Annotated in this window: 16 protein-coding genes; 7 read left to right on the top strand and 9 right to left on the bottom strand. The window is 72.4% G+C overall.

Features of this window, described 5'->3' with window-relative positions:
* Nucleotides 1-57: 57 nt before the first annotated feature.
* The 4 genes from AMK27_RS18010 to AMK27_RS17995 form a co-directional block, all read right to left on the bottom strand.
* Nucleotides 58-2,922 (bottom strand): ABC transporter permease, encoded by a 2,865-nt coding sequence (locus AMK27_RS18010; RefSeq protein WP_073908578.1) that lies wholly within the window; start codon nt 2,920-2,922, stop codon nt 58-60.
* Entirely contained in the window at nt 2,919-3,653 is a 735-nt protein-coding gene (locus AMK27_RS18005; protein WP_073908576.1) for an ABC transporter ATP-binding protein, read from the bottom strand. The genes AMK27_RS18010 and AMK27_RS18005 overlap by 4 nt, the downstream gene beginning before the upstream one ends.
* A 148-nt stretch (nt 3,654-3,801) precedes the next feature.
* Nucleotides 3,802-4,527 (bottom strand): PadR family transcriptional regulator, encoded by a 726-nt coding sequence (locus AMK27_RS18000; protein WP_107425604.1) that lies wholly within the window; start codon nt 4,525-4,527, stop codon nt 3,802-3,804.
* Between the two features lie 95 nt (nt 4,528-4,622).
* On the bottom strand, nt 4,623-5,036 hold the full coding sequence (locus tag AMK27_RS17995; RefSeq protein WP_143204863.1) for a hypothetical protein: 414 nt from the start codon (nt 5,034-5,036) through the stop codon (nt 4,623-4,625).
* A 94-nt stretch (nt 5,037-5,130) separates the two neighbouring features.
* On the opposite strand from AMK27_RS17995, the gene AMK27_RS42705 reads away from it, so the two are divergent.
* The gene (locus AMK27_RS42705; protein ID WP_158076923.1) at nt 5,131-5,289 is read left to right on the top strand and encodes a hypothetical protein; all 159 of its coding nucleotides are present in this window, start codon (nt 5,131-5,133) and stop codon (nt 5,287-5,289) included.
* 257 nt (nt 5,290-5,546) lie between these two features.
* Here AMK27_RS42705 and AMK27_RS17985 read toward each other — a convergent pair whose 3' ends face one another.
* Nucleotides 5,547-7,217 carry a protein kinase domain-containing protein gene (locus tag AMK27_RS17985; RefSeq protein ID WP_073908570.1) on the bottom strand — a complete coding sequence of 557 codons (1,671 nt, stop codon included), beginning with the start codon at nt 7,215-7,217 and terminating at the stop codon, nt 5,547-5,549.
* A gap of 275 nt (nt 7,218-7,492) precedes the next feature.
* Between AMK27_RS17985 and AMK27_RS17980 the strand changes: the two genes are divergently transcribed.
* On the top strand, nt 7,493-9,121 hold the full coding sequence (locus tag AMK27_RS17980) for a protein kinase domain-containing protein (protein ID WP_073908567.1): 1,629 nt from the start codon (nt 7,493-7,495) through the stop codon (nt 9,119-9,121).
* 36 nt (nt 9,122-9,157) lie between these two features.
* Here AMK27_RS17980 and AMK27_RS17975 read toward each other — a convergent pair whose 3' ends face one another.
* The 3 genes from AMK27_RS17975 to AMK27_RS17965 all read right to left on the bottom strand — a co-directional run bounded on the left by AMK27_RS17975 (nt 9,158) and on the right by AMK27_RS17965 (nt 11,620).
* Entirely contained in the window at nt 9,158-10,156 is a 999-nt protein-coding gene (locus AMK27_RS17975; RefSeq protein ID WP_073909520.1) for a phosphotransferase, read from the bottom strand.
* Between the two features lie 180 nt (nt 10,157-10,336).
* On the bottom strand, nt 10,337-10,789 hold the full coding sequence (locus AMK27_RS17970) for a pyridoxamine 5'-phosphate oxidase family protein (RefSeq protein WP_073908564.1): 453 nt from the start codon (nt 10,787-10,789) through the stop codon (nt 10,337-10,339).
* A gap of 171 nt (nt 10,790-10,960) precedes the next feature.
* The gene (locus AMK27_RS17965) at nt 10,961-11,620 is read right to left on the bottom strand and encodes a response regulator (protein ID WP_073908562.1); all 660 of its coding nucleotides are present in this window, start codon (nt 11,618-11,620) and stop codon (nt 10,961-10,963) included.
* Between the two features lie 338 nt (nt 11,621-11,958).
* On the opposite strand from AMK27_RS17965, the gene pdhA reads away from it, so the two are divergent.
* From pdhA to AMK27_RS17940, 5 genes are all read left to right on the top strand, one after another.
* Nucleotides 11,959-13,137, top strand: a complete 1,179-nt coding sequence (gene pdhA, locus AMK27_RS17960) for a pyruvate dehydrogenase (acetyl-transferring) E1 component subunit alpha (protein WP_073908559.1) — start codon at nt 11,959-11,961, stop codon at nt 13,135-13,137.
* A 2-nt stretch (nt 13,138-13,139) separates the two neighbouring features.
* Complete coding sequence (locus tag AMK27_RS17955; protein ID WP_073908556.1) at nt 13,140-14,120, top strand: alpha-ketoacid dehydrogenase subunit beta; 981 nt, start codon at nt 13,140-13,142, stop codon at nt 14,118-14,120.
* Between the two features lie 31 nt (nt 14,121-14,151).
* Nucleotides 14,152-15,600, top strand: coding sequence for a dihydrolipoamide acetyltransferase family protein (locus AMK27_RS17950; RefSeq protein ID WP_073909516.1), 1,449 nt, complete (start codon nt 14,152-14,154; stop codon nt 15,598-15,600).
* A gap of 256 nt (nt 15,601-15,856) precedes the next feature.
* A complete protein-coding gene (locus AMK27_RS17945; protein ID WP_073908553.1) occupies nt 15,857-16,498 on the top strand; it encodes a GntR family transcriptional regulator in 642 nt (213 codons plus the stop codon).
* Nucleotides 16,495-17,811, top strand: a complete 1,317-nt coding sequence (locus AMK27_RS17940) for an MFS transporter (protein ID WP_073908550.1) — start codon at nt 16,495-16,497, stop codon at nt 17,809-17,811. The genes AMK27_RS17945 and AMK27_RS17940 overlap by 4 nt, the downstream gene beginning before the upstream one ends.
* 49 nt (nt 17,812-17,860) lie before the next feature.
* Here AMK27_RS17940 and AMK27_RS17935 read toward each other — a convergent pair whose 3' ends face one another.
* Nucleotides 17,861-18,688 (bottom strand): maleylpyruvate isomerase family mycothiol-dependent enzyme, encoded by an 828-nt coding sequence (locus AMK27_RS17935; RefSeq protein ID WP_073908547.1) that lies wholly within the window; start codon nt 18,686-18,688, stop codon nt 17,861-17,863.
* Between the last annotated feature and the right edge of the window lie 116 nt (nt 18,689-18,804).

The raw sequence follows: 18,804 nt of genomic DNA, 5'->3' as shown, positions 1-18,804 counted from the left end.
CCCCCGCACGAGGGTGATCCACCCTCGTGCGGGGGCACAGGTCGACAACGAAGACCGTCAGGTCGCCTCGCGCCGGGCCAGCGCGCCGCGCGAGCGGGTCACCAGGGCGGCGAGCAGCGCGGCACCCACGGGTACGGCGACGAGCAGGCCGGCGAGGGTCTCCCAGGGGATGACGATCGGGACGTACGGCGCGTCCGAGGCCGCGCTCCAGCCCTGGGCGACGGATTCCTCGTGCCAGCGCATCTGCTGCCGCTCCTCGTTGAGCCGGAGGCCCATCGCCGGGAGCACTCCGGCGGCCGAGCCGAGGAGCACGCCCATCGCGGCGACGACGCCGCACTGGAAGCCGCTGAGGGTCCGGCGGACCCGCGGCGGGGCGCCCACGGCGGCCAGCGTCTTCAGGTCGGCCTCGGCGTCGGCCTGGGCGAGCCCGGTGGCGATGCCCGCGGCGCCGATGGTGACGAGCCCCGCGAAGATCGCCAGCGAGAGCAGGATGAGGCTGTTGGCGTTGACGAATCCTTCCTCCACGCGTAGGTCGACGTCGCTGCCGAGCTTGGTGAGCTCGCCGTCGAGCTTCTGGCGTGCCTCGGTGTCGGGCAGCCGGTCGGTGCTGGCGTAGATGCCGAGCGGTGCGGTCGCGAGACCGGCGGCCTTGGCGGTGGCCGGGGTGATCAGGGCCTGGACGCCGTAGGACTTCTCGTCCCCGGGCACCTGGTAGGCGGGCAGGGAGACGACCTTGCCGGGAGCGGGCCTGCCCGCCTCCGAGGCCTTGTCGGCGGCGGCGAGGTCGGTGATCTGCTTGATCCCGAACGTGCCGTCCTTGCCGATGTTGACGGGGTTGAAGCTGACGAGCTTGCCCTCGTCGAGGGCCTTCACGGTCGCGGGGTCGTCGAGGCCGAGCACCTTCAGGAGTGAGGCGTCGGCGACGAGCAGCCCGCCGTCGGCGACGTACATCCCGCTGCTCCGGCCCTCCTTGCACCGCCAGTCGTCGGTGAGCATCTTCCGTCGCTGCTCGGGCGTGTACTTCTCCGAGGGGTCTCCGCCGCCGGGGAGCGTCCGGTACATGGGGCACTCGTTCGCCGGGGGCACGACGACCTCGAAGCGGCCGCAGCCCGGGCCGCTGTCCCAGGGCTGGCAGCTGGGCTTGCCGACCGAGACGCGGGCGACGTCCGCGCGGATGTCGACGGGGACGTACCGCTGGATCGCGTCGCGGACCGCGGGAACGTCCCGGCCGCCCTCCTCGGTGACGAACGCGGCGACGGTTCCGTGCGGCATCTGGGCGGTGTACTGGGCCCGCTGCTGGGCCTCGTCGCTGGCCATGTACGTGGAGACGGCGACCGTACCGGCGACGGCGGCGAGGACGGCGGCGACGGCGGGTGCCGTACGGCCCCGGTTGCGCACGGCGTCCCGTAGCGCGAGCCGCGGCGACAGCGGCAGCCAGCGGCCGGCCCGGCCGAAGAGGCCCACCAGGGCCGGGGTCATGGCGACGACGCCCAGCTCGGCGATGGCCGAGCCACCGGCCACGACGATGAACTGCTGGGTGACCATGGAGCCGAAGAGCGCGATCGCGCCGCCGATCAGCAGGGCCGTGAGGCCGATCAGGGGCAGTACCCGGCTGCTGCGGCGGACGCCGCGCCGGCCGGTGAGCGAGGCGAGGACGGTCTGCCGGGAGGCGGTGATCGCCGGCACGATGGCGGCGAGCAGGCCGGTCAGCACGGCGAGCAGCGCGATGCCGAGGGTTTCGAGCGGCCGGATGTCGAAGGCTCCGAACCGCTGGCCCATAGTCTCCTCCAGGTACGGCTGGAGTGCCTTGGTGAGGATCAGGGCGAGGACCGTGCCGGTGACCGCCGCGGCGACGCCGATGACCAGACCGCCACTCAGCACGATGGCCCGGACGTGGCTGCGGGCGCCGCCGTTGGCACCGACGAGACCGAGCTGGCGGCGCGAGCGGCGGGCGCCGACCGCGAAGGCGGGTCCGGCGAGCAGGCAGATCTCCAGCATCGCCAGACCGACGACGGTGCCGATGGCGGCGAGTTCGGCGGCCCTCGCCCCCGAGCCGGCCTCGTAGTTGCCCCAGTTCTCCTTCTGGTAGAGCGGGACCTCGGAGTCGGCCGGCGGGTCGAGGATCACGGCACGCGAGGTGACGATCACGCCCTTGGCGTTGAGCTCCTTGACCGTGTTCCACGTGAAACCACCGGACGCGCGCACCAGGTACGTGGTGCTGGTGTCGGGCTTCTGCAGGCCGGCCTTCTCGACGGCCTTCGCGTACGGGGCGAGGAAGGCGCCGGGGAGCGCGTTGACCTGGACGGCCTTCAGATCGTCGGGAATCTCGTAGGAGCCGACGATCCGATACGGGCGGTCGAAATTGCGTGCGGAAAGGGTCGAGCCGACCGTCAGCCCGCTGCTCTCCAGGAAGTTCGAGGTCGCGACGACCTCGTCGTTCTTCTCCGGGTAGCGCCCTTCCAGCAGGGTCGTGATGCCCTGGGCGATCGGATCGGCCGCCTTGAGCTCACGCACCTGGGTGACGAGCAGACCGTGCTTCGTCGTCAGCTTGGCCGAGCCGGAGCTGTCCGTGAGGACCGTGGACCCCGCGGGGAAGGTCTTGGGGACATCGGTGGGGCCGCTCGGCCACGTCGTGTTCTCGTAGTCCTTGGCCGGCGTGTTCATCTCGCCGAGCGGGTCCTGGAAGATCGGCACTCCGCCGAATCCCGGGTCCTTGAACTGGGCGTCGGCCGCGCCGATCATGCGGTCCGCCCGCTCGGCGGGGGACAGCTCGGAGCTGCGGAAGGTCAGATCGAGGGCGCTGACGCCCAGGATCGGCAGGGCGATCATGGCCAGGACGAGGGCGCTGCGGCCCTTGGAGCGCCAGGCGTCGCGGCGGGCGATCCGGATCGCGGCCCGCCAGGAGTGGAACCAGGTCTTCACGCCTCAGCCACCTGGCCCGACAGCAGGGAATCGGCCTCGCTGCGCACGGTCTGGTCGACGATGGCGCCGTCCCGGAGGAACACGACCCGGTCCGCCCAGGCCGCGAACCGCGGCTCGTGGGTGACGAGGACGCCGGCGGCGCCGGCGTCGCAGCGGCTGCGGAGCAGGGCGAGCACGGACTCGCCGGTCTCGGAGTCGAGGGCGCCGGTCGGCTCGTCGGCGAGGACGAGCCGGCGGTCGCCGACGAGCGCGCGGGCGATGGCCACACGCTGCTGCTGGCCGCCGGACATCTCGTCCGGGAAGCGGTCGGCGAGGTGGCCGAGGCCCATCTCCTCCAGGGCCTTGAGGGCCTCGACGCGCGCCTTGCGGGAGGAGGTCCCGTCCAGCTCGCGCGGCAGGGCCACGTTCTCGGCGGCGGTGAGGGCGGGGATGAGGTTGTAGTCCTGGAAGACGTAGCCGATGCTGCGGCGGCGCAGGGCCGCGAGCTCCTTGACGCTCGCCTGGGTGATGTCGGTGTCCTCGACGATCACGCGGCCCGAGGTGGGGGTGTCGAGGCCGCCGGCGATGGTGAGGAGCGTGGACTTGCCGGAGCCGGACGGGCCCATGACGGCGACGAGTTCACCCGGGTACACGGCGAGGTCGATGCCGCGCAGGGCATGCACCTCGGTGGCACCCGCGCCATGGACGCGGGTCAGGTTCTGGAGTTGCAGCACGGGCTGCTGTGCGGACATGAGGGGTCCCCCCTTGGGCGTACCCGACGGTCGGCCGGGTACGGGAGCGAGCGGTGGAAAGGTGACGCGGGAGTGGTACGGCGGGCGGTGTGCGCGGGCCGTACGGCGGGTGAGGCGCGAGCGGTGCGGGTGGGGCGCGACCGTGCGGTCAGCGCGCCCCGGCCACGGGTGACGCGGCCTCGGGTGGTGCGGTTCGGGTGGGCGCCGTGTCGGCGCCGGTCGGGGCGGTCGCGGTCGGCGCCTCCGCGGTGCCGCCGGCCGTGCCTCCGGGAGTGCCGCCGGTGGCGGCCCTGGTCGTGGTCGCGGTGGCGGACCCGGTGTCCGCGGCCGTCGCCGACAGGCGGATCAGCCGGGACTCGCAGTGGTCGAGCCAGCGGGCCTCGGCCTCGGTCTGGAAGATCAGCTGCTCCAGGACGAGCAGCCAGGCGACGTCGTCGCGCTCCCGGGCTCCGCCGCTCTCGACGGCGATGAGCGCCTGGGCCTTGAGGCGGGTGTAGTCCTGCATGGCCTTCACGGTGTGCCGGCGCTGGGACTGGATGACGTCGCGGATGTCGACGCCGGAGGCGCCCACGGCCATGGCGAGCTTGATGGCCAGCTCGTCGCGGGCGGGGCTGGTGCGGTCCACCGGCTTCTCGAACCAGGTCCTGAGTTCGGCGCGGCCGCTGTCCGTGATCGCGTAGAGCGCGTGCCCGGCCGCGTCCTCGCCGCCCTGGGCGACCATGCCGTCGCGCTCGAGCCGGTTGAGGGTCGTGTACACCTGGCCCACGTTGAGCGGCCAGGTGGAGCCGGTGCGGGATTCGAACTCCGTACGGAGCTGGGAGCCGTACCGAGGGCCGCGTTCGAGGAGGGCGAGAAGCCCGTGGCGGATCGACATACTCAGTATGTATACCGGGTATGTCGTCGCGGACAACCGTCCTGAGACGGAAGGGCCGGGTCCGACTCAAGGGGGACCCGGGCGGGCCGAGGGGCTCAGCGGCGCCGCATCCGGAGCCCCAGGAAGCCGATCCCGAGACCCATCAGGGCGAGCCCCACTCCCAGCGTGAGCACGGGAATCCGCTGGTCGACGAGGGGCGCCGCGGATTCGGACGCCATCCGCGGCGCGACGCCCGGCCGGCTGGCGGGGGGCGTCTCCGGCGCGGCGGCCTCCTCCTCGCGTACCCCCTCGTCCTCCCGCCCGACGGCCGCGGGGCCCTCGGAGCTCTCCTGGTCTGTTGCCGTTTCGGTACGAGAGTCCTCCGGCTGAGCCGTGTCGTCGGCGGCCGGCGGCACGAAGCGTCCGGGCCTCGGCCTCCCCTCGCCCGCGGGACGGCCCGCCAGCGACGCGGTGCCGTCGGGCGAGGGGACGTCGCTGGGCTCGGCGTTCGGCGCGGCGGGGGGTGCCACCCCGGTGCCGGTGGCGGCGGGCGCGGGGGGCGCGGGCGGGCCGGCACCCCAGGTCCGCCCCGGGGAGGTGGGCGCGGAGGAGGAAGGGGAGGGCGTGACCGTCGCGGTGGGAGGGCCGGAGGAGGGCGACGGGGCGGTGGACGTCGGGGAGGGCGACGGCGGGACGGACGTGGGGCCGGACGACGCGGTCGAGGCCGTGGCCCCCACCGAGCTGACGGGCGCCTCGGCTCCGTGGGCGAACGGCTCCCCGTAGAGGACGCACGCGCAGGCGAACACGCAGGTGAGAGCGGGTCCGAGGACCCGCGCCCGTGCCCTGCGGAGTGCTGGAGTCACCGGGTGACCCCCTCCCGTGCCGAGCCGACGAGATAGTGGACTCAGCGTCACATGTCGGGACGCTTCCGGCATCCGGGGCGGGTGCAGCGGACGTAAAGGGGCGTCAGGAGGAGTAAGGAAGGGGTCCGGACGGCGCGGAAGCGTCCGCGCCGTCGTGGGACCGGGGGCGGATCCGCCCTACTGCCCCGGGTTGCCCGTCGAGATCTTCAGGGTGAACTCGGCGTCCTTGTCGGTGATGTCCTCGCCGGCCGGCGGGTACTGCTCCAGGACCGTGCCCTCGCCGTACGTGGACTCGTCCACCGGGGTCTGCGTCATGATCTTCCAGCCGGCGGCCTGGACGCAGGCCTTCACCGACTGGATGTTCTTGTACGTGAAGTTGGGGACCTCGAACTTCTCCGGGTCGTCGCTCGACTCCGTCGGCTGGCTGCACTTCTTGGGGTCGATCGTCTTGGTGAGGTCCGGGCCCTTGTGGCCGGGGGCCGCGGTCTGGCTCTGCTGGGTGCCCGTGCCGCCGGTGCCGCCGGCCTCGGGGTCATCGCCCTTGTCGAGGTTCAGGGCGACGACCAGACCGCCGATCGCGAGCAGGGCGACGACGGCCGCGCCCACGATCACCGGCGTGTTCCGCCGCGAGCCGCCGCCCGTCGAGGTGGGCGCGGGGGTGTGCACCGGGGCGTACGGCGCGGGGGTGGGCGCCTGGTACGAGGCCTGCGGGGCGTGGGACGGGGTCTGGTACGCCGGAGCGTGCGTCGGCGCCTGCTGCGGGTAGCCGTACGAAGAGGCGGGGGCCGGGGTCGCCGGACCGTACGGTCCGGGCTGCGGCGTCGGCGGCTGGTAGGGGTGCTGCACCCCGTGCGGTGCGGAGTGCGGGGCCGGCGGCGGGGTCTGGCCGACGGGCGGGAAGACCGCGGAGCCGACGCCCGCACCGCTGCTGACGGGGCCGCCGGCGACGATCACCGGGGCACCGGTCTGACCGGCGGAGAGCACCCGCAGGCACTCGTCGCGCATCGCGGCCGCGCTCGGGAACCGCTCGTTCGGGTTCTTTCGCAGCGCGCGGGCGACGAGGGCGTCCATCGCCGGCGTCACGGCCCGGTTGACGGTCGACGGGGCGACCGGCTCCTCCTGCACGTGCGCGTAGGCGATGGCCAGCGGGGAGTCGGCGTCGAAGGGGAGCCGGCCGGTCAGCAGCTGGAAGAGCATGATGCCGACCGAGTAGAGGTCGGAGCGGGCGTCCACCGCGCGCCCGAGGGCCTGCTCGGGGGAGAGGTACTGAGGGGTGCCGACGACCATGCCGGTCTGCGTCATCGACGTCACGCCGGACTGCATGGCCCGCGCGATGCCGAAGTCCATGACCTTGACCACGCCGCGCTTGGTCTGCATCACGTTGCCGGGCTTGATGTCGCGGTGGACCAGGCCCATCTCGTGGCTGACCTCGAGGGCGGCGAGCACGTCGGCCGTGACCTTCAGCGCCTTGTCGGCCGGCATCGCGCCGTACTGCTGGATGTCCGAGGCGAGGACCGAGCCGAGCGGCTGCCCCTCCACGTACTCCATGACGATGTACGGCATGACGGCGCCGTCGAGGGTGTCCTCGCCGGTGTCGAAGACCGAGACGATGTTGGTGTGCGACAGCTTCGCGACCGCCTGCGCCTCGCGGCGGAAGCGCTCGCGGAAGGACTGCTCCCGGCCGAGCTCGGTGTGCAGCGTCTTGATGGCGACCTGGCGGTCGAGCGCACTGTCGTAGGCCAGGTAGACCGACGCCATGCCGCCCTCGCCGAGAAGGTCGCGCAGCTGGTACCGGCCGCCCGCGACCGAACCGCCCGCATAGCGGCCCTGTGCGCCGTCCTGGCTCATCTGTGCTCCCCCATACGCGCGCGTGGCGGCGTCGATCCGGAATTTCCTGGCCAAGTCTGCCCGAGGGCAGTGACACGTCAAGCCAGGTGCCCGTTCCGTGACCCTCCGCACAGGAAGGTCCCCCGAACCGTTTCCGCGGGGGCGGAGGAATCCTGCCGAATTTGCACAGGTGTACGTGGAAGGGGTTGGATGGCCGGTCCATCTCGGACCGTGGTGTCGTACGGAGCCTGTAGCGTGACGACTGGACACGGCACGACAGACGACGGCGAGGACTGATGGCACCCGAATCCGGAGCAGGCGGCGGTGTGCCCGACTCGTCGGCGGAGTCCTGGGGCGTCGGCGGGGTCGTCGGCGACGGCCGCTACCGCCTGACGCACCGCCTGGGGCGCGGCGGCATGGCGGAGGTCTTCGCGGCCGAGGACGTACGGCTCGGCCGTACGGTCGCGGTCAAGCTGCTGCGCGCCGACCTCGCCGAGGACCCGGTCTCCAAGGCCCGCTTCACGCGTGAGGCGCAGTCGGTCGCAGGGCTCAACCACCACGCCATCGTCGCGGTCTACGACTCCGGCGAGGACCTCGTGGCCGGCCGGCCCGTGCCGTACATCGTGATGGAGCTGGTCGAGGGCCGCACCATCCGCGACCTGCTGCTCAGCGCCGAGGCCCCCGGGCCCGAGCAGGCCCTCATCATCGTCTCCGGAGTCCTGGAGGCGCTGGCCTACTCGCACCAGCACGGCATCGTGCACCGCGACATCAAGCCGGCGAACGTGATCATCACCCACGGCGGCGCCGTGAAGGTCATGGACTTCGGCATCGCCCGCGCCCTGCACGGCGCGCAGTCGACGATGACCCAGACCGGCATGGTCATGGGCACCCCTCAGTACCTCTCCCCGGAGCAGGCGCTCGGCAAGGCCGTCGACCACCGCTCCGACCTGTACGCGACGGGCTGCCTCCTCTACGAACTCCTCGCGCTGCGTCCCCCGTTCACCGGTGAGACCCCGCTGTCCGTCGTGTACCAGCACGTCCAGGACGCGCCGGTCCCGCCGTCCGACGTCACGCAGTCCGTGCCGCCGGAGCTGGACGGTCTGGTGATGCGCTCGCTCGCGAAGGACCCGGACGACCGGTTCCAGAGCGCCGAGGAGATGCGCGGCCTCATCCAGTACGGCCTGCAGATGCTCCAGCAGCAGGGCGGCCACACCGGCACGTGGAACACCGGGCCGGTCGAGGCGCACGAGGGCGGGCACACCCCGGTCGGCGGCATGGCCGCGACGACCGCGATGGGTCACCCCACGCACGGCGAGACCGCGCAGGGCCCGATCCTTCCGCCGCGGAACCCGGAGGACGGCGGCGTCGGCGGGTACGGCGGCTACGACGGCGGTACGGGCGGGACCGGCGGCTACGGCCAGGACGGCGCGTACGGCTCGCACACCGGGGGCAACGGCCGCCGCGGCAAGATCTGGCTGTTCGCCGCGCTCGCGCTGGTCGCGGTGGTCGCCGGTGTCGCCTACGCCCTGGACAAGGCGGGCGACCCGGGCAACCAGAAGGGCCGCACGCCGACGCCGACGGTCAGCACGGCCCCGTCGACGCAGTCGCAGGAGCCGACGCCCTCGGAGGAGCCCTCCGAGGAGCCGTCGACCGACCCGGGCACGTCGGACGGGGGTGCCACGCAGAACCCGTGGCCGCCGCCGACCACGTACCAGCCGACGACCCAGCCGCCGACCACGGCTCCGCCGACGACGGAGCCGTCGAGGACGACCGCGCCGCCGACGGAGCCCACGGACGAGCCGACGGAGCCGACGGATCCGCCGACCGATCCCACGGACCCGGGGCCGACCGAGACGACCACCGACCCGACCGGGGGCGGCGGCAACACGGACCCGCCGGCGACGGACGGCACCGAGACCGGCTGACCGGGCTCGGCCCGGGCCCCCGGCCCGGACGCCGCCTCACCCCGCGAACGCGTCGCTCACCGCCTCGTACTCGCGGGTCCACCAGACCGCCAGGGCCGACATCGCAGGAAACTGCGGGTCGGCCCTTCGGTCGTGCAGCTGGTAGCGCCAGCGCAGGGTCCAGAAGTCGTTGAGCCGCTCCCACCACACCCGGCGCACCGCCGCCGCCAGCTCGGCGCGGTCGGCGCCGGTCGCCCGCCGGTACGCGCGCGCGTACGCCCGGACCTTCTCCAGGGCCAGCTCGCCCCCCGGCCTTACGAAGAAGATGGCGGCGGCCCTGACCGCCTCCTCGGCCCTCGGGCGGACCCCGAGCCGGTCCCAGTCGATGATCGCGGCGGGCTCGGCGCCCCGGTAGAGCAGGTTCAGCGGGTGGAAGTCGCCGTGCACCCAGCCGGCGGCCGCGGCGGGCGGCGGGCGGTGGTGGGCGTGCTGGGCGAGGAGCCGGCGGCGTTCCCTGAGGCGGTGCTCGGCGAGCGCGTCGAAGCTGTCGCGGGGGCGGTGGGCGCGGGCCAGGCGGATCAGCTCGTCGATGGCCCGGAAGGTGTCCAGGAGGTCCGCGCTGGCGCAGACGGCGTCGCCGGCGGTGGCGCCGGCCCCGTCGGGCCCCGAGGGCTCCATGACCCGGTCCAGGGCGGTGTGGACCTGGCCGAGGAGGGTGCCGAGGCGCCGGGAGCAGCCCAGGGAGAGCTGGGCGCCGTCGCGGTGGCGGCCGTCGATCCAGGGGTGCAGGGCGTAGCAGTGGCCGTCGACGACGGCGACCGTGCGGCCGGTGGTGTCGGGCAGCGGCGGGGCGACGGGCAGGCCGAGGGCGTGCAGCCGCTGGGTGGCGCGGTGCTGCCGGGCGATGGTGGCGCGATCGGCGGTGGGCGCGTCGAGGTGCTGTTTGAGGAAGTAGGTGCCGCGGGTGGTGGAGAGGCGGAAGCCGCGGTTGAGGAGCCCTTCGGCGACGGGCACGCAGGAGAGGGGTTCTCCGGCGTACCGGTGGCGGCGGAGCAGGGCGCCGACCGGCGGGGCGGGCGGGGCCCCGAGGGGTGCGGGTGGGGCGCCGAGCGGTGCGGCGGGTGGGGAGGCGGCGGACCGGTGGGCGCCCGGTCGGCGACCGCCGGTCCGGGGGCCGGGCGGTTCGGCCGGTGGAGTGGGCGGTTCATATGAGCGCGGCACTTACCAGATGTTAGATCACGCTACGTGGTGGAGGTGTCGCCGGACGGAGTGGGGGGCGGGCCGGGTGCCCGGGGTCTCGCTCGCGTAGTCGAGCGCGTGCACCGTCACGAACTGCGGTTCGATGCGCATGTAAACCGGGTCGAAGGCCTCGCCGTCCACCAGCTCGGGCTCGGTGCCGAACTCCGCGAGCTCCTCCGCGGTCGGCTCGACGATCTCCGCGGTGCCGGTGAACTGCACGGACCAGAGGTTCGCGGACCCGGAGCTGAAGTTGTCCGCACCGTAGGCGACGACGCTGCCGTTGCAGGCGCGGTGGTAGCCGAGGCCCCGGTGCAGCCGGAGCAGGACGCGGCCGTCGGCCACGATGTGGCGGGCGGGGGCGACGAACGGCATCGCCCGCATGCTCGTCGCCACCCGGCCGTACGACACACGGCTGAGCAGCTCGATGGCGCGGATCTCGTCGGTGGACATGGCATCCACTCTCCGCCACCGGCACCGTGTCGGAAAAGGGGCCCCTGCCCCGGTTTCGCGGGGACGTAGGTCCCGAATCGGGGCGGTCGGCCGCGCTCCGGCCTCACCGGCGGCGCGGCCCGTTCCGGCGTCACCGACGGCGCGCGGCCCGCTCCGGGGCCCCGGCGTGCGTCAGTGGCGCTCCGCCTGGAGCCGCGCCACGTAGGCGGCGGCCTGCGAGCGCCGCTCCATGCCCAGCTTCGACAGCAGGCTGGAGACATAGTTCTTGATGGTCTTCTCCGCGAGGTGGAGGCGCTCGCCGATGACCCGGTTGGTCAGGCCCTCGCCGATCAGGTCCAGGATCTTGCGCTCCTGCTCCGTCAGACTGGCGAGCTTGTCGTCACCCTTCGGACTGTTGCCGTCGCGCAGCCGCTCCAGGACGCGGGCGGTGGCCACCGGGTCGAGCAGCGACTTGCCGGCCGCCACGTCCCGTACCGCGTTCAGGAGTTCGTTGCCGCGGATGGCCTTGAGGACATAACCCGAGGCTCCGGCCATGATCGCGTCGAAGAGCGCCTCGTCGTCCGCGTACGAGGTCAGCATCAGGCACTTGATGTCCTCGTCCTGCGAACGGATCTCCCGGCACACCTCGACCCCGCTGCCGTCCGGCAGCCGGACGTCGAGCACGGCGACGTCGGGACGGGTCGCGGGGATCCTGACCAGCGCGTCCGCCGCCGTCCCGGCCTCCCCGACCACCTCGATGTCGTCCTCCACGGAGAGCAGCTCGTGGACGCCGCGCCGGACGACTTCATGGTCGTCCAGCAGAAATACCCGGATTTTTCCTTCTTCGCGCACGCTGCCAGTCTCACATATTGGCTCTTCCCGCGCCCGGGGTGCGCGGGATAACGTGCCGGATGTTCCGACGACGGCGTCGGGCCGTTGTCCATGCGCTGACCAGCAGCGAGTCCCCCTTTTCTCGATTTACTTGGAAATCCAAGCAAAATCGCAGGTCAGGTGGGGTTTCGCAGGAATGCCGCACTATGGGTAACGTGCCTATGACGGCGTTCGCCGGAGCACCTGTCACGCCCGACTCCGGCCGCGTCGCACCCACCCCGTGCGAAGGGTACGGATAAGGCGGAGCCGCACTGGCTTACCGGCGAACCCGGAGGCCGGACCGACGGAGGAGCACGCACGTGACCGTGGAGAGCACTGCCGCGCGCAAGACGACGCGACGCAGCAGCGGCGCCAAGCGCACCACCAGCGCCGCAAGCGCGAAGAAGGCACCGGCGGCGCAGAGCGCAGAGCCTGAGCTCGTCCAGCTGCTGACGCCCGAGGGAGAGCGCGTCCAGCACCCCGATTACGACATCGACCTGAGCGCCGAGGAGCTGCGCGGTCTCTACCGCGACATGGTCCTCACCCGTCGCTTCGACGCCGAGGCGACCTCCCTGCAGCGTCAGGGCGAGCTGGGCCTGTGGGCGTCGCTGCTCGGCCAGGAGGCCGCCCAGATCGGCTCCGGCCGTGCGCTGCGGGATGACGACTACGTCTTTCCGACCTACCGCGAACACGGTGTCGCGTGGGTCCGCGGTGTCGACCCGACGAATCTGCTGGGAATGTTCCGCGGTGTGAACCACGGTGGCTGGGATCCCAACAGCAACAATTTCCACCTCTACACGATCGTCATCGGCTCCCAGACCCTGCACGCCACGGGTTATGCGATGGGTATCGCCAAGGACGGCGCGGATTCCGCCGTGATCGCCTACTTCGGTGACGGCGCCTCCAGCCAGGGCGACGTCAACGAGGCGTTCACCTTCTCCGCGGTCTACAACGCGCCCGTCGTGTTCTTCTGCCAGAACAACCAGTGGGCGATCTCCGAGCCCACCGAGAAGCAGACCCGCGTCCCGCTCTACCAGCGCGCCCGCGGCTTCGGCTTCCCCGGCGTCCGGGTCGACGGCAACGACGTCCTGGCCTGCCTCGCGGTCACCCGCTCCGCCCTGGAGCGCGCCCGCCGCGGCGAGGGCCCGACCCTCGTCGAGGCCTTCACCTACCGCATGGGTGCCCACACCACCTCCGACGACCCGACGAAGTACCGCCGGGACGAGGAGCGGGAGGCCTGGGAGGCCAAGGACCCGATCCTGCGCCTCAAGGCGTACCTGGAGCGGGAGGGCCACGCCGACGAGGCCTTCTTCGAGGCTCTGGAGGCCGAGAGCGAGGCGCTCGGCAAGCGCGTCCGCGAGGGCGTGCGGAACATGCCCGACCCCGACGACATGGCGATCTTCGAGAACGTGTACGCGGACGGGCACGCGCTCGTCGACGAGGAGCGCGCGCAGTTCGCCGCCTACCAGGCGTCCTTCGCGGATGGCGAGGTCAAGTAACCATGGCTGTACAGAAGCTTCCGCTCGCCAAGGCGCTCAACGAGTCGCTCCGCAAGGCGCTGGAGACCGACCCCAAGGTCCTCATCATGGGCGAGGACGTCGGCAAGCTCGGCGGTGTCTTCCGGGTCACCGACGGTCTGCAGAAGGACTTCGGCGAGGACCGGGTCATCGACTCGCCGCTCGCCGAGTCCGGCATCGTCGGCACCGCGATCGGCCTGGCCCTGCGCGGCTACCGCCCGGTCGTCGAGATCCAGTTCGACGGTTTCGTCTTCCCCGCGTACGACCAGATCGTCACGCAGCTCGCCAAGATGCACGCCCGTGCGCTCGGCAAGGTCAAGATGCCCGTCGTCATCCGCATCCCGTACGGCGGCGGCATCGGCGCGGTCGAGCACCACTCCGAGTCCCCCGAGGCGCTCTTCGCGCACGTACCGGGCCTCAAGGTCGTCTCGCCGTCCAACTCCTCGGACGCCTACTGGATGCTCCAGCAGGCCATCCAGAGCGACGACCCGGTCATCTTCTTCGAGCCCAAGCGGCGCTACTGGGACAAGAGCGAGGTCGACACCGAGGCCATCCCCGGCGCGCTCCACGACGCCCGGGTGGCCCGCGAGGGCACCGACCTGACGCTCGCCGCGTACGGGCCGATGGTGAAGGTCTGCCTGGAGGCCGCCGCGGCCGCCCAGGAGGAGGGCAAGTCGGTCGAGGTCCTGGACCTCCGCTCGATGTCCCCGATCGACTTCGACGCCATCCAGCGGTCCGTCGAGAAGACCCGCCACCTCGTGGTGGTCCACGAGGCCCCGGTCTTCTACGGTGCCGGCGCGGAGATCGCCGCCCGGATCACCGAGCGCTGCTTCTACCACCTGGAGGCCCCCGTCCTGCGGGTCGGCGGCTACCACGCGCCGTACCCGCCGGCGCGCCTGGAGGAGGAGTACCTGCCGGGTCTCGATCGCGTGCTCGACGCCGTCGACCGCTCGCTGGCGTACTGAGGAGAGCACCGTGACGATCCGCGAATTCAAGATGCCCGATGTGGGCGAGGGCCTCACCGAGGCCGAGATCCTCAAGTGGTACGTCCAGCCCGGTGACACGGTCGAGGACGGCCAGGTCGTGTGCGAGGTCGAGACGGCCAAGGCCGCGGTCGAGCTGCCGATCCCGTTCGACGGCACGGTCCACGAGCTGCGCTTCCCCGAGGGGACCACGGTCGACGTCGGCCAGGTCATCATCTCGGTGAACGTCGGCGGCGGGGCCGCGCCCGAGGCGCCGGCGGCCGAGGCCGCTCCGGTCGTCCAGGCCGCGGCGCCCGCTCCGGTCGCCCCGGCCGTCGAGGAGGAGGCCGAGCCGCAGGGCCGTACGCCGGTCCTCGTCGGCTACGGCGTGGCCGCGAGCTCCACCAAGCGGCGCCCGCGCAAGGCGGCGCAGGGCGCGGTCCCGGCCGCTCCCGCCGCTCCGGCGCAGGCGGCTCCGGCCGTCGTCGCCGTCCCCGTCGCCGTTCCGGTCTCCGTGCCGGAGCAGCTCAACGGGCACGGGCCGGGCGCCGGGCGACCGCTGGCGAAGCCGCCGGTCCGGAAGCTCGCGAAGGACCTCGGCGTCGACCTGGCGACGGTCACCCCGACCGGCCCGGACGGCATCATCACCCGTGAGGACGTCCACGCGGCGGCCGCTCCGGCGCCCGCGCCGGCCGTCGAGGCCCCGGCGCCCGTCGCCGAGCCCGTGGCCGTTCCGGCGGCCGCGCCGGCCGTGCAGGCCGCGCCCGCCGTGTCGGCCGACGCCCGGGAGACCCGTGTCCCCGTCAAGGGCGTACGGAAGGCCACGGCGGCGGCGATGGTCGGCTCGGCGTTCACCGCCCCGCACGTCACCGAGTTCGTGACCTTCGACATCACGCGCACGATGAAGCTGGTCGAGGAGCTCAAGTCCGGTACGGACATGGCGGGCCTGCGGGTCAACCCGCTGCTCCTCATCGCCAAGGCCGTCCTGGTCGCCGTCCGGCGCAACCCGGAGATCAACGCGGCCTGGGACGAGGCGGCGCAGGAGATCGTCCTCAAGCACTACGTGAACCTGGGCATCGCCGCGGCCACCCCGCGCGGTCTGCTCGTGCCGAACATCAAGGACGCGCACGCGCAGACCCTGCCCGAGCTCTCTGCGTCGCTGAGCGAGCTGATCTCCACGGCCCGCGACGGGAAGACCACCCCGGCGGCGATGCAGGGCGGCACCTTCACCATCACCAACGTCGGCGTCTTCGGCGTCGACACCGGTACGCCCATCCTGAACCCCGGCGAGTCCGCGATCCTCGCGGTCGGCGCGATCAAGCTCCAGCCGTGGGTCCACAAGGGCAAGGTGAAGCCGCGCCAGGTCACGACGCTGGCCCTTTCCTTCGACCACCGCCTGGTCGACGGCGAGCTCGGCTCCAAGTTCCTGGCGGACGTCGCCGCGATCCTGGAGCAGCCGAAGAGGCTGATCAGCTGGGCGTAAAGCCTGAGTTGCGACGTTTCACGTGAAACACCCGGCCGGGGAGGACACTCTCCCGGCCGGGTGTTTCGCTGTGGTGACCGACTGGCGCGCGCCACAGCCACCACGAGCGTGGTCCACCCCGCGGAAGGTGAGGGAGATCGTCGAAGCCGCCCGTGCCCGACCCGCTTCACGCCGGGGCTCCTCCGCCCGCACCGCAGCCGATTCCGCATCGTGGACACGGCTGCCCTTGCACCCTTGTTGTATCTAAGCTGTACGCATGGCATCCGCACCCCCCGCAGCCGACCGTGTCTACATGCACGTCAAGCAGGCCGTCCTCGACCGGCGCTACGAGGGGGGCACCCTCCTCACCGAGGGCGAACTCGCCCTCGCCGTGGGGGTGTCACGGACGCCGGTCCGTGAGGCGCTGCTCAAGCTGGAGATGGAAGGGCTGCTCAAGCTCTATCCGAAGAAGGGCGCCCTCGTCCTCGCCGTCTCCGCGCAGGAGATCGCCGACGTCGTCGAGACCCGGCTGCTCGTCGAGGAGTTCGCCGTCCGCCGGGCCGTGCCCGCGCCCGCCTCGCTCGTGGAGCGCCTCGAGGAGCTCCTGGAGGAGCAGAAGCTGCGCGCCGCGGCCGGGGACCTCGCCGAGGTGGCGGTCACCGACCGGTGCTTCCACGCCGAGATCGTGCAGCACGCCGGCAACCAGATCCTCTCCCGCCTCTACGACCAGCTCCGCGACCGCCAGCTGCGGATGGGCGTGGCCGTGATGCAGTCCCAGCCCGACCGCGTCGCCAAGAACATCACCGAGCACGCCGAGATCCTCGACCGGATAAGAGCCGGCGACGCCGAGGGCGCGGCGCACTGCGTCCGCCAGCACCTCAGCTGGGTCAAGGTCCTGGTCCGGGGCGAGGACCGATGAGCGGCCGCAACGGCTACGGCTCCGCCGTCACCCTCCCCGGCGATCCGCCCGGCGGCCGCCGGGCCGCCCTCGTCTGGGGCGTCGGCGTCGCCGTCTACTTCGTCGCCGTCATCTTCCGCACGTCCCTCGGGGTCGCCGGACTCGACGCCGCCGACCGCTTCGACGTCAACGCCTCCGCGCTCTCCACCTTCTCGATCCTCCAGCTGCTCGTCTACGCGGGCATGCAGATACCCGTCGGCCTCATGGTCGACCGGCTCGGCACCAAGAAGGTCCTCGCCCTCGGCGTCGTCCTCTTCACCCTCGGCCAGCTGGGCTTCGCGCTCTCGCCCTCGTACGGCACCGCGCTCGCCTCCCGGGCGCTGCTCGGCTGCGGCGACGCCATGACCTTCATCAGCGTCCTGCGGCTCGGCAGCCGCTGGTTCCCGGCCCGCCGCGGCCCGCTCATCGGGCAGGTGGCCGCCCTCTTCGGCATGGCCGGCAACCTGGTCTCCACCGTCTTCATCGCCCGCGCCCTGCACGGCCTCGGCTGGACGACCACGTTCGTCGGCAGCTCCCTGGCCGGTGTCGTCGTCCTGGTCCTGCTGCTGCTCTTCCTCAAGGACCACCCCGAGGGCTACGCACCGCAGCCCGCCACCCACGCGGGCGCCGCCTTCGTGCGCCGTCAGATCGCCGAGTCCTGGCGGGAACCCGGCACGCGGCTCGGCATGTGGGTGCACTTCACCACCCAGTTCCCCGCGATGGTCTTCCTGCTGCTGTGGGGACTGCCGTACCTGGTCGAGGCACAGGGTCTGTCCCGGTCGACCGCGGGGACCCTGCTCACCCTGGTCGTCCTGTCGAACATGGTCGTCGGCCTCGCGTACGGGCAGATCATCGCCCGTCACCACACGGCCCGCGCCCCGCTCGCCCTCGGCACGGTCGCCGCGACCGCGCTGCTGTGGGCGACCACCCTCGCGTACCCCGGGGACCACGCCCCGATGTGGCTGCTCGTCACCCTCTGCCTGGTCCTCGGTGCCTGCGGACCGGCCTCGATGATCGGCTTCGACTTCGCCCGCCCGGCGAACCCGCCGGAGCGTCAGGGCACCGCGTCCGGCATCGTCAACATGGGCGGTTTCGTGGCCTCGATGACGACGCTGCTCGCCGTGGGCGTGCTGCTCGACGCGACCGGCGACAACTACCGGATCGCGTTCTCGTCGGTCTTCGTCCTGGAGGCCCTGGGCGTCGTCCAGATCCTCCGCCTCAAGGCCCGTACCCACCGCAGGGAACGGGAGCGGCTCGTCGCCAGCAGGGTGGAGGCCGTGCACGTACCGGTCTAGGCGTCCGCCCGTCCAGGACGTACCGTCCCGCGGACCGCCGCGGGGCGAACTAGCGAGGAGTCACCGCGAAGTTGTCGAGGATGGCCTGCGCCAGCGCCTCGTCGCCCTCCGTCTTGACCCGGTCGGCCACATCGGCCGGCCGGACCCGGCCGCAGGCGAGGCGCACGAACGTCTCCCAGTCCGTCGCGAGCGTCACCGCGGGGCCCAGCGAGGGCGCGCCGTCGATGGAACCCCGGCCCTCCGCGTCGACCCGTACCGTCCGCAGGAACTCCAGCGGGCCGCTGACGTCGACCACGACGGCCGAAGAGGCGGGCGCGCCCGCGTCCTTGGCGATGACCTTCGGCAGGGCCTCCAGGAGCACGTCGCGCGTCACATGGGCGCCCGCCGAGTCCAGGTTGCCCGGCACGCCGAGCGCGACCCGCAGGTCCTGCTCGTGCACCCACACGTCGAAGGCGCGCATCCGGTACGCCAGTTCCAGGGACTGCTCGGCGCCGAGGGGCGCGCGGATCAGGTGCTCGGGGGAGCGGTTCTCGTTGCGGAGCTGCCGGGCCCGGCGGATCAGGATGTACTCCAGCTCCGAGGTCATCTCCGGCGCGGTGTGGTGCCGCCGCACGTCGACCTGGACCTCCATGTAGCGCGCGAAGTCGCTGCGTACGTGGTAGAGATCGCGCGGCAGCGAGTGGATCGGGCGCGGGTCGCCGAGCATCTCGGTCTCCATGCCGATCACATGCGACACGATGTCCCGCACCGACCAGCCTGGGCACGGTGTGGGCCGGTTCCACTCCCCCTCCACGAGCGGCTGCACCAGCTCGGCTATCGCCTCGATGGAGTGGGTCCAGGCGTCGGCGTAGTTCTGGAGGCTGGGATGGACGGTCACGGGACCCCTCGGCGGTTCTTCGGTGCGCGGGCTGAAAACACGACTGGGTGGGAGGCTCGGACGCTAAGTTACGCTGCCCGAAGGCACCCCGGCAGTGCTTTCGTGTGACGATCGTA

The organism is Streptomyces sp. CB02009 (assembly GCF_001905825.1).
Classification (GTDB): domain Bacteria; phylum Actinomycetota; class Actinomycetes; order Streptomycetales; family Streptomycetaceae; genus Streptomyces.
The sequence above is the reverse complement of the archived record's forward strand: the minus strand, read 5'-3'. Positions and strand labels throughout refer to the sequence as shown.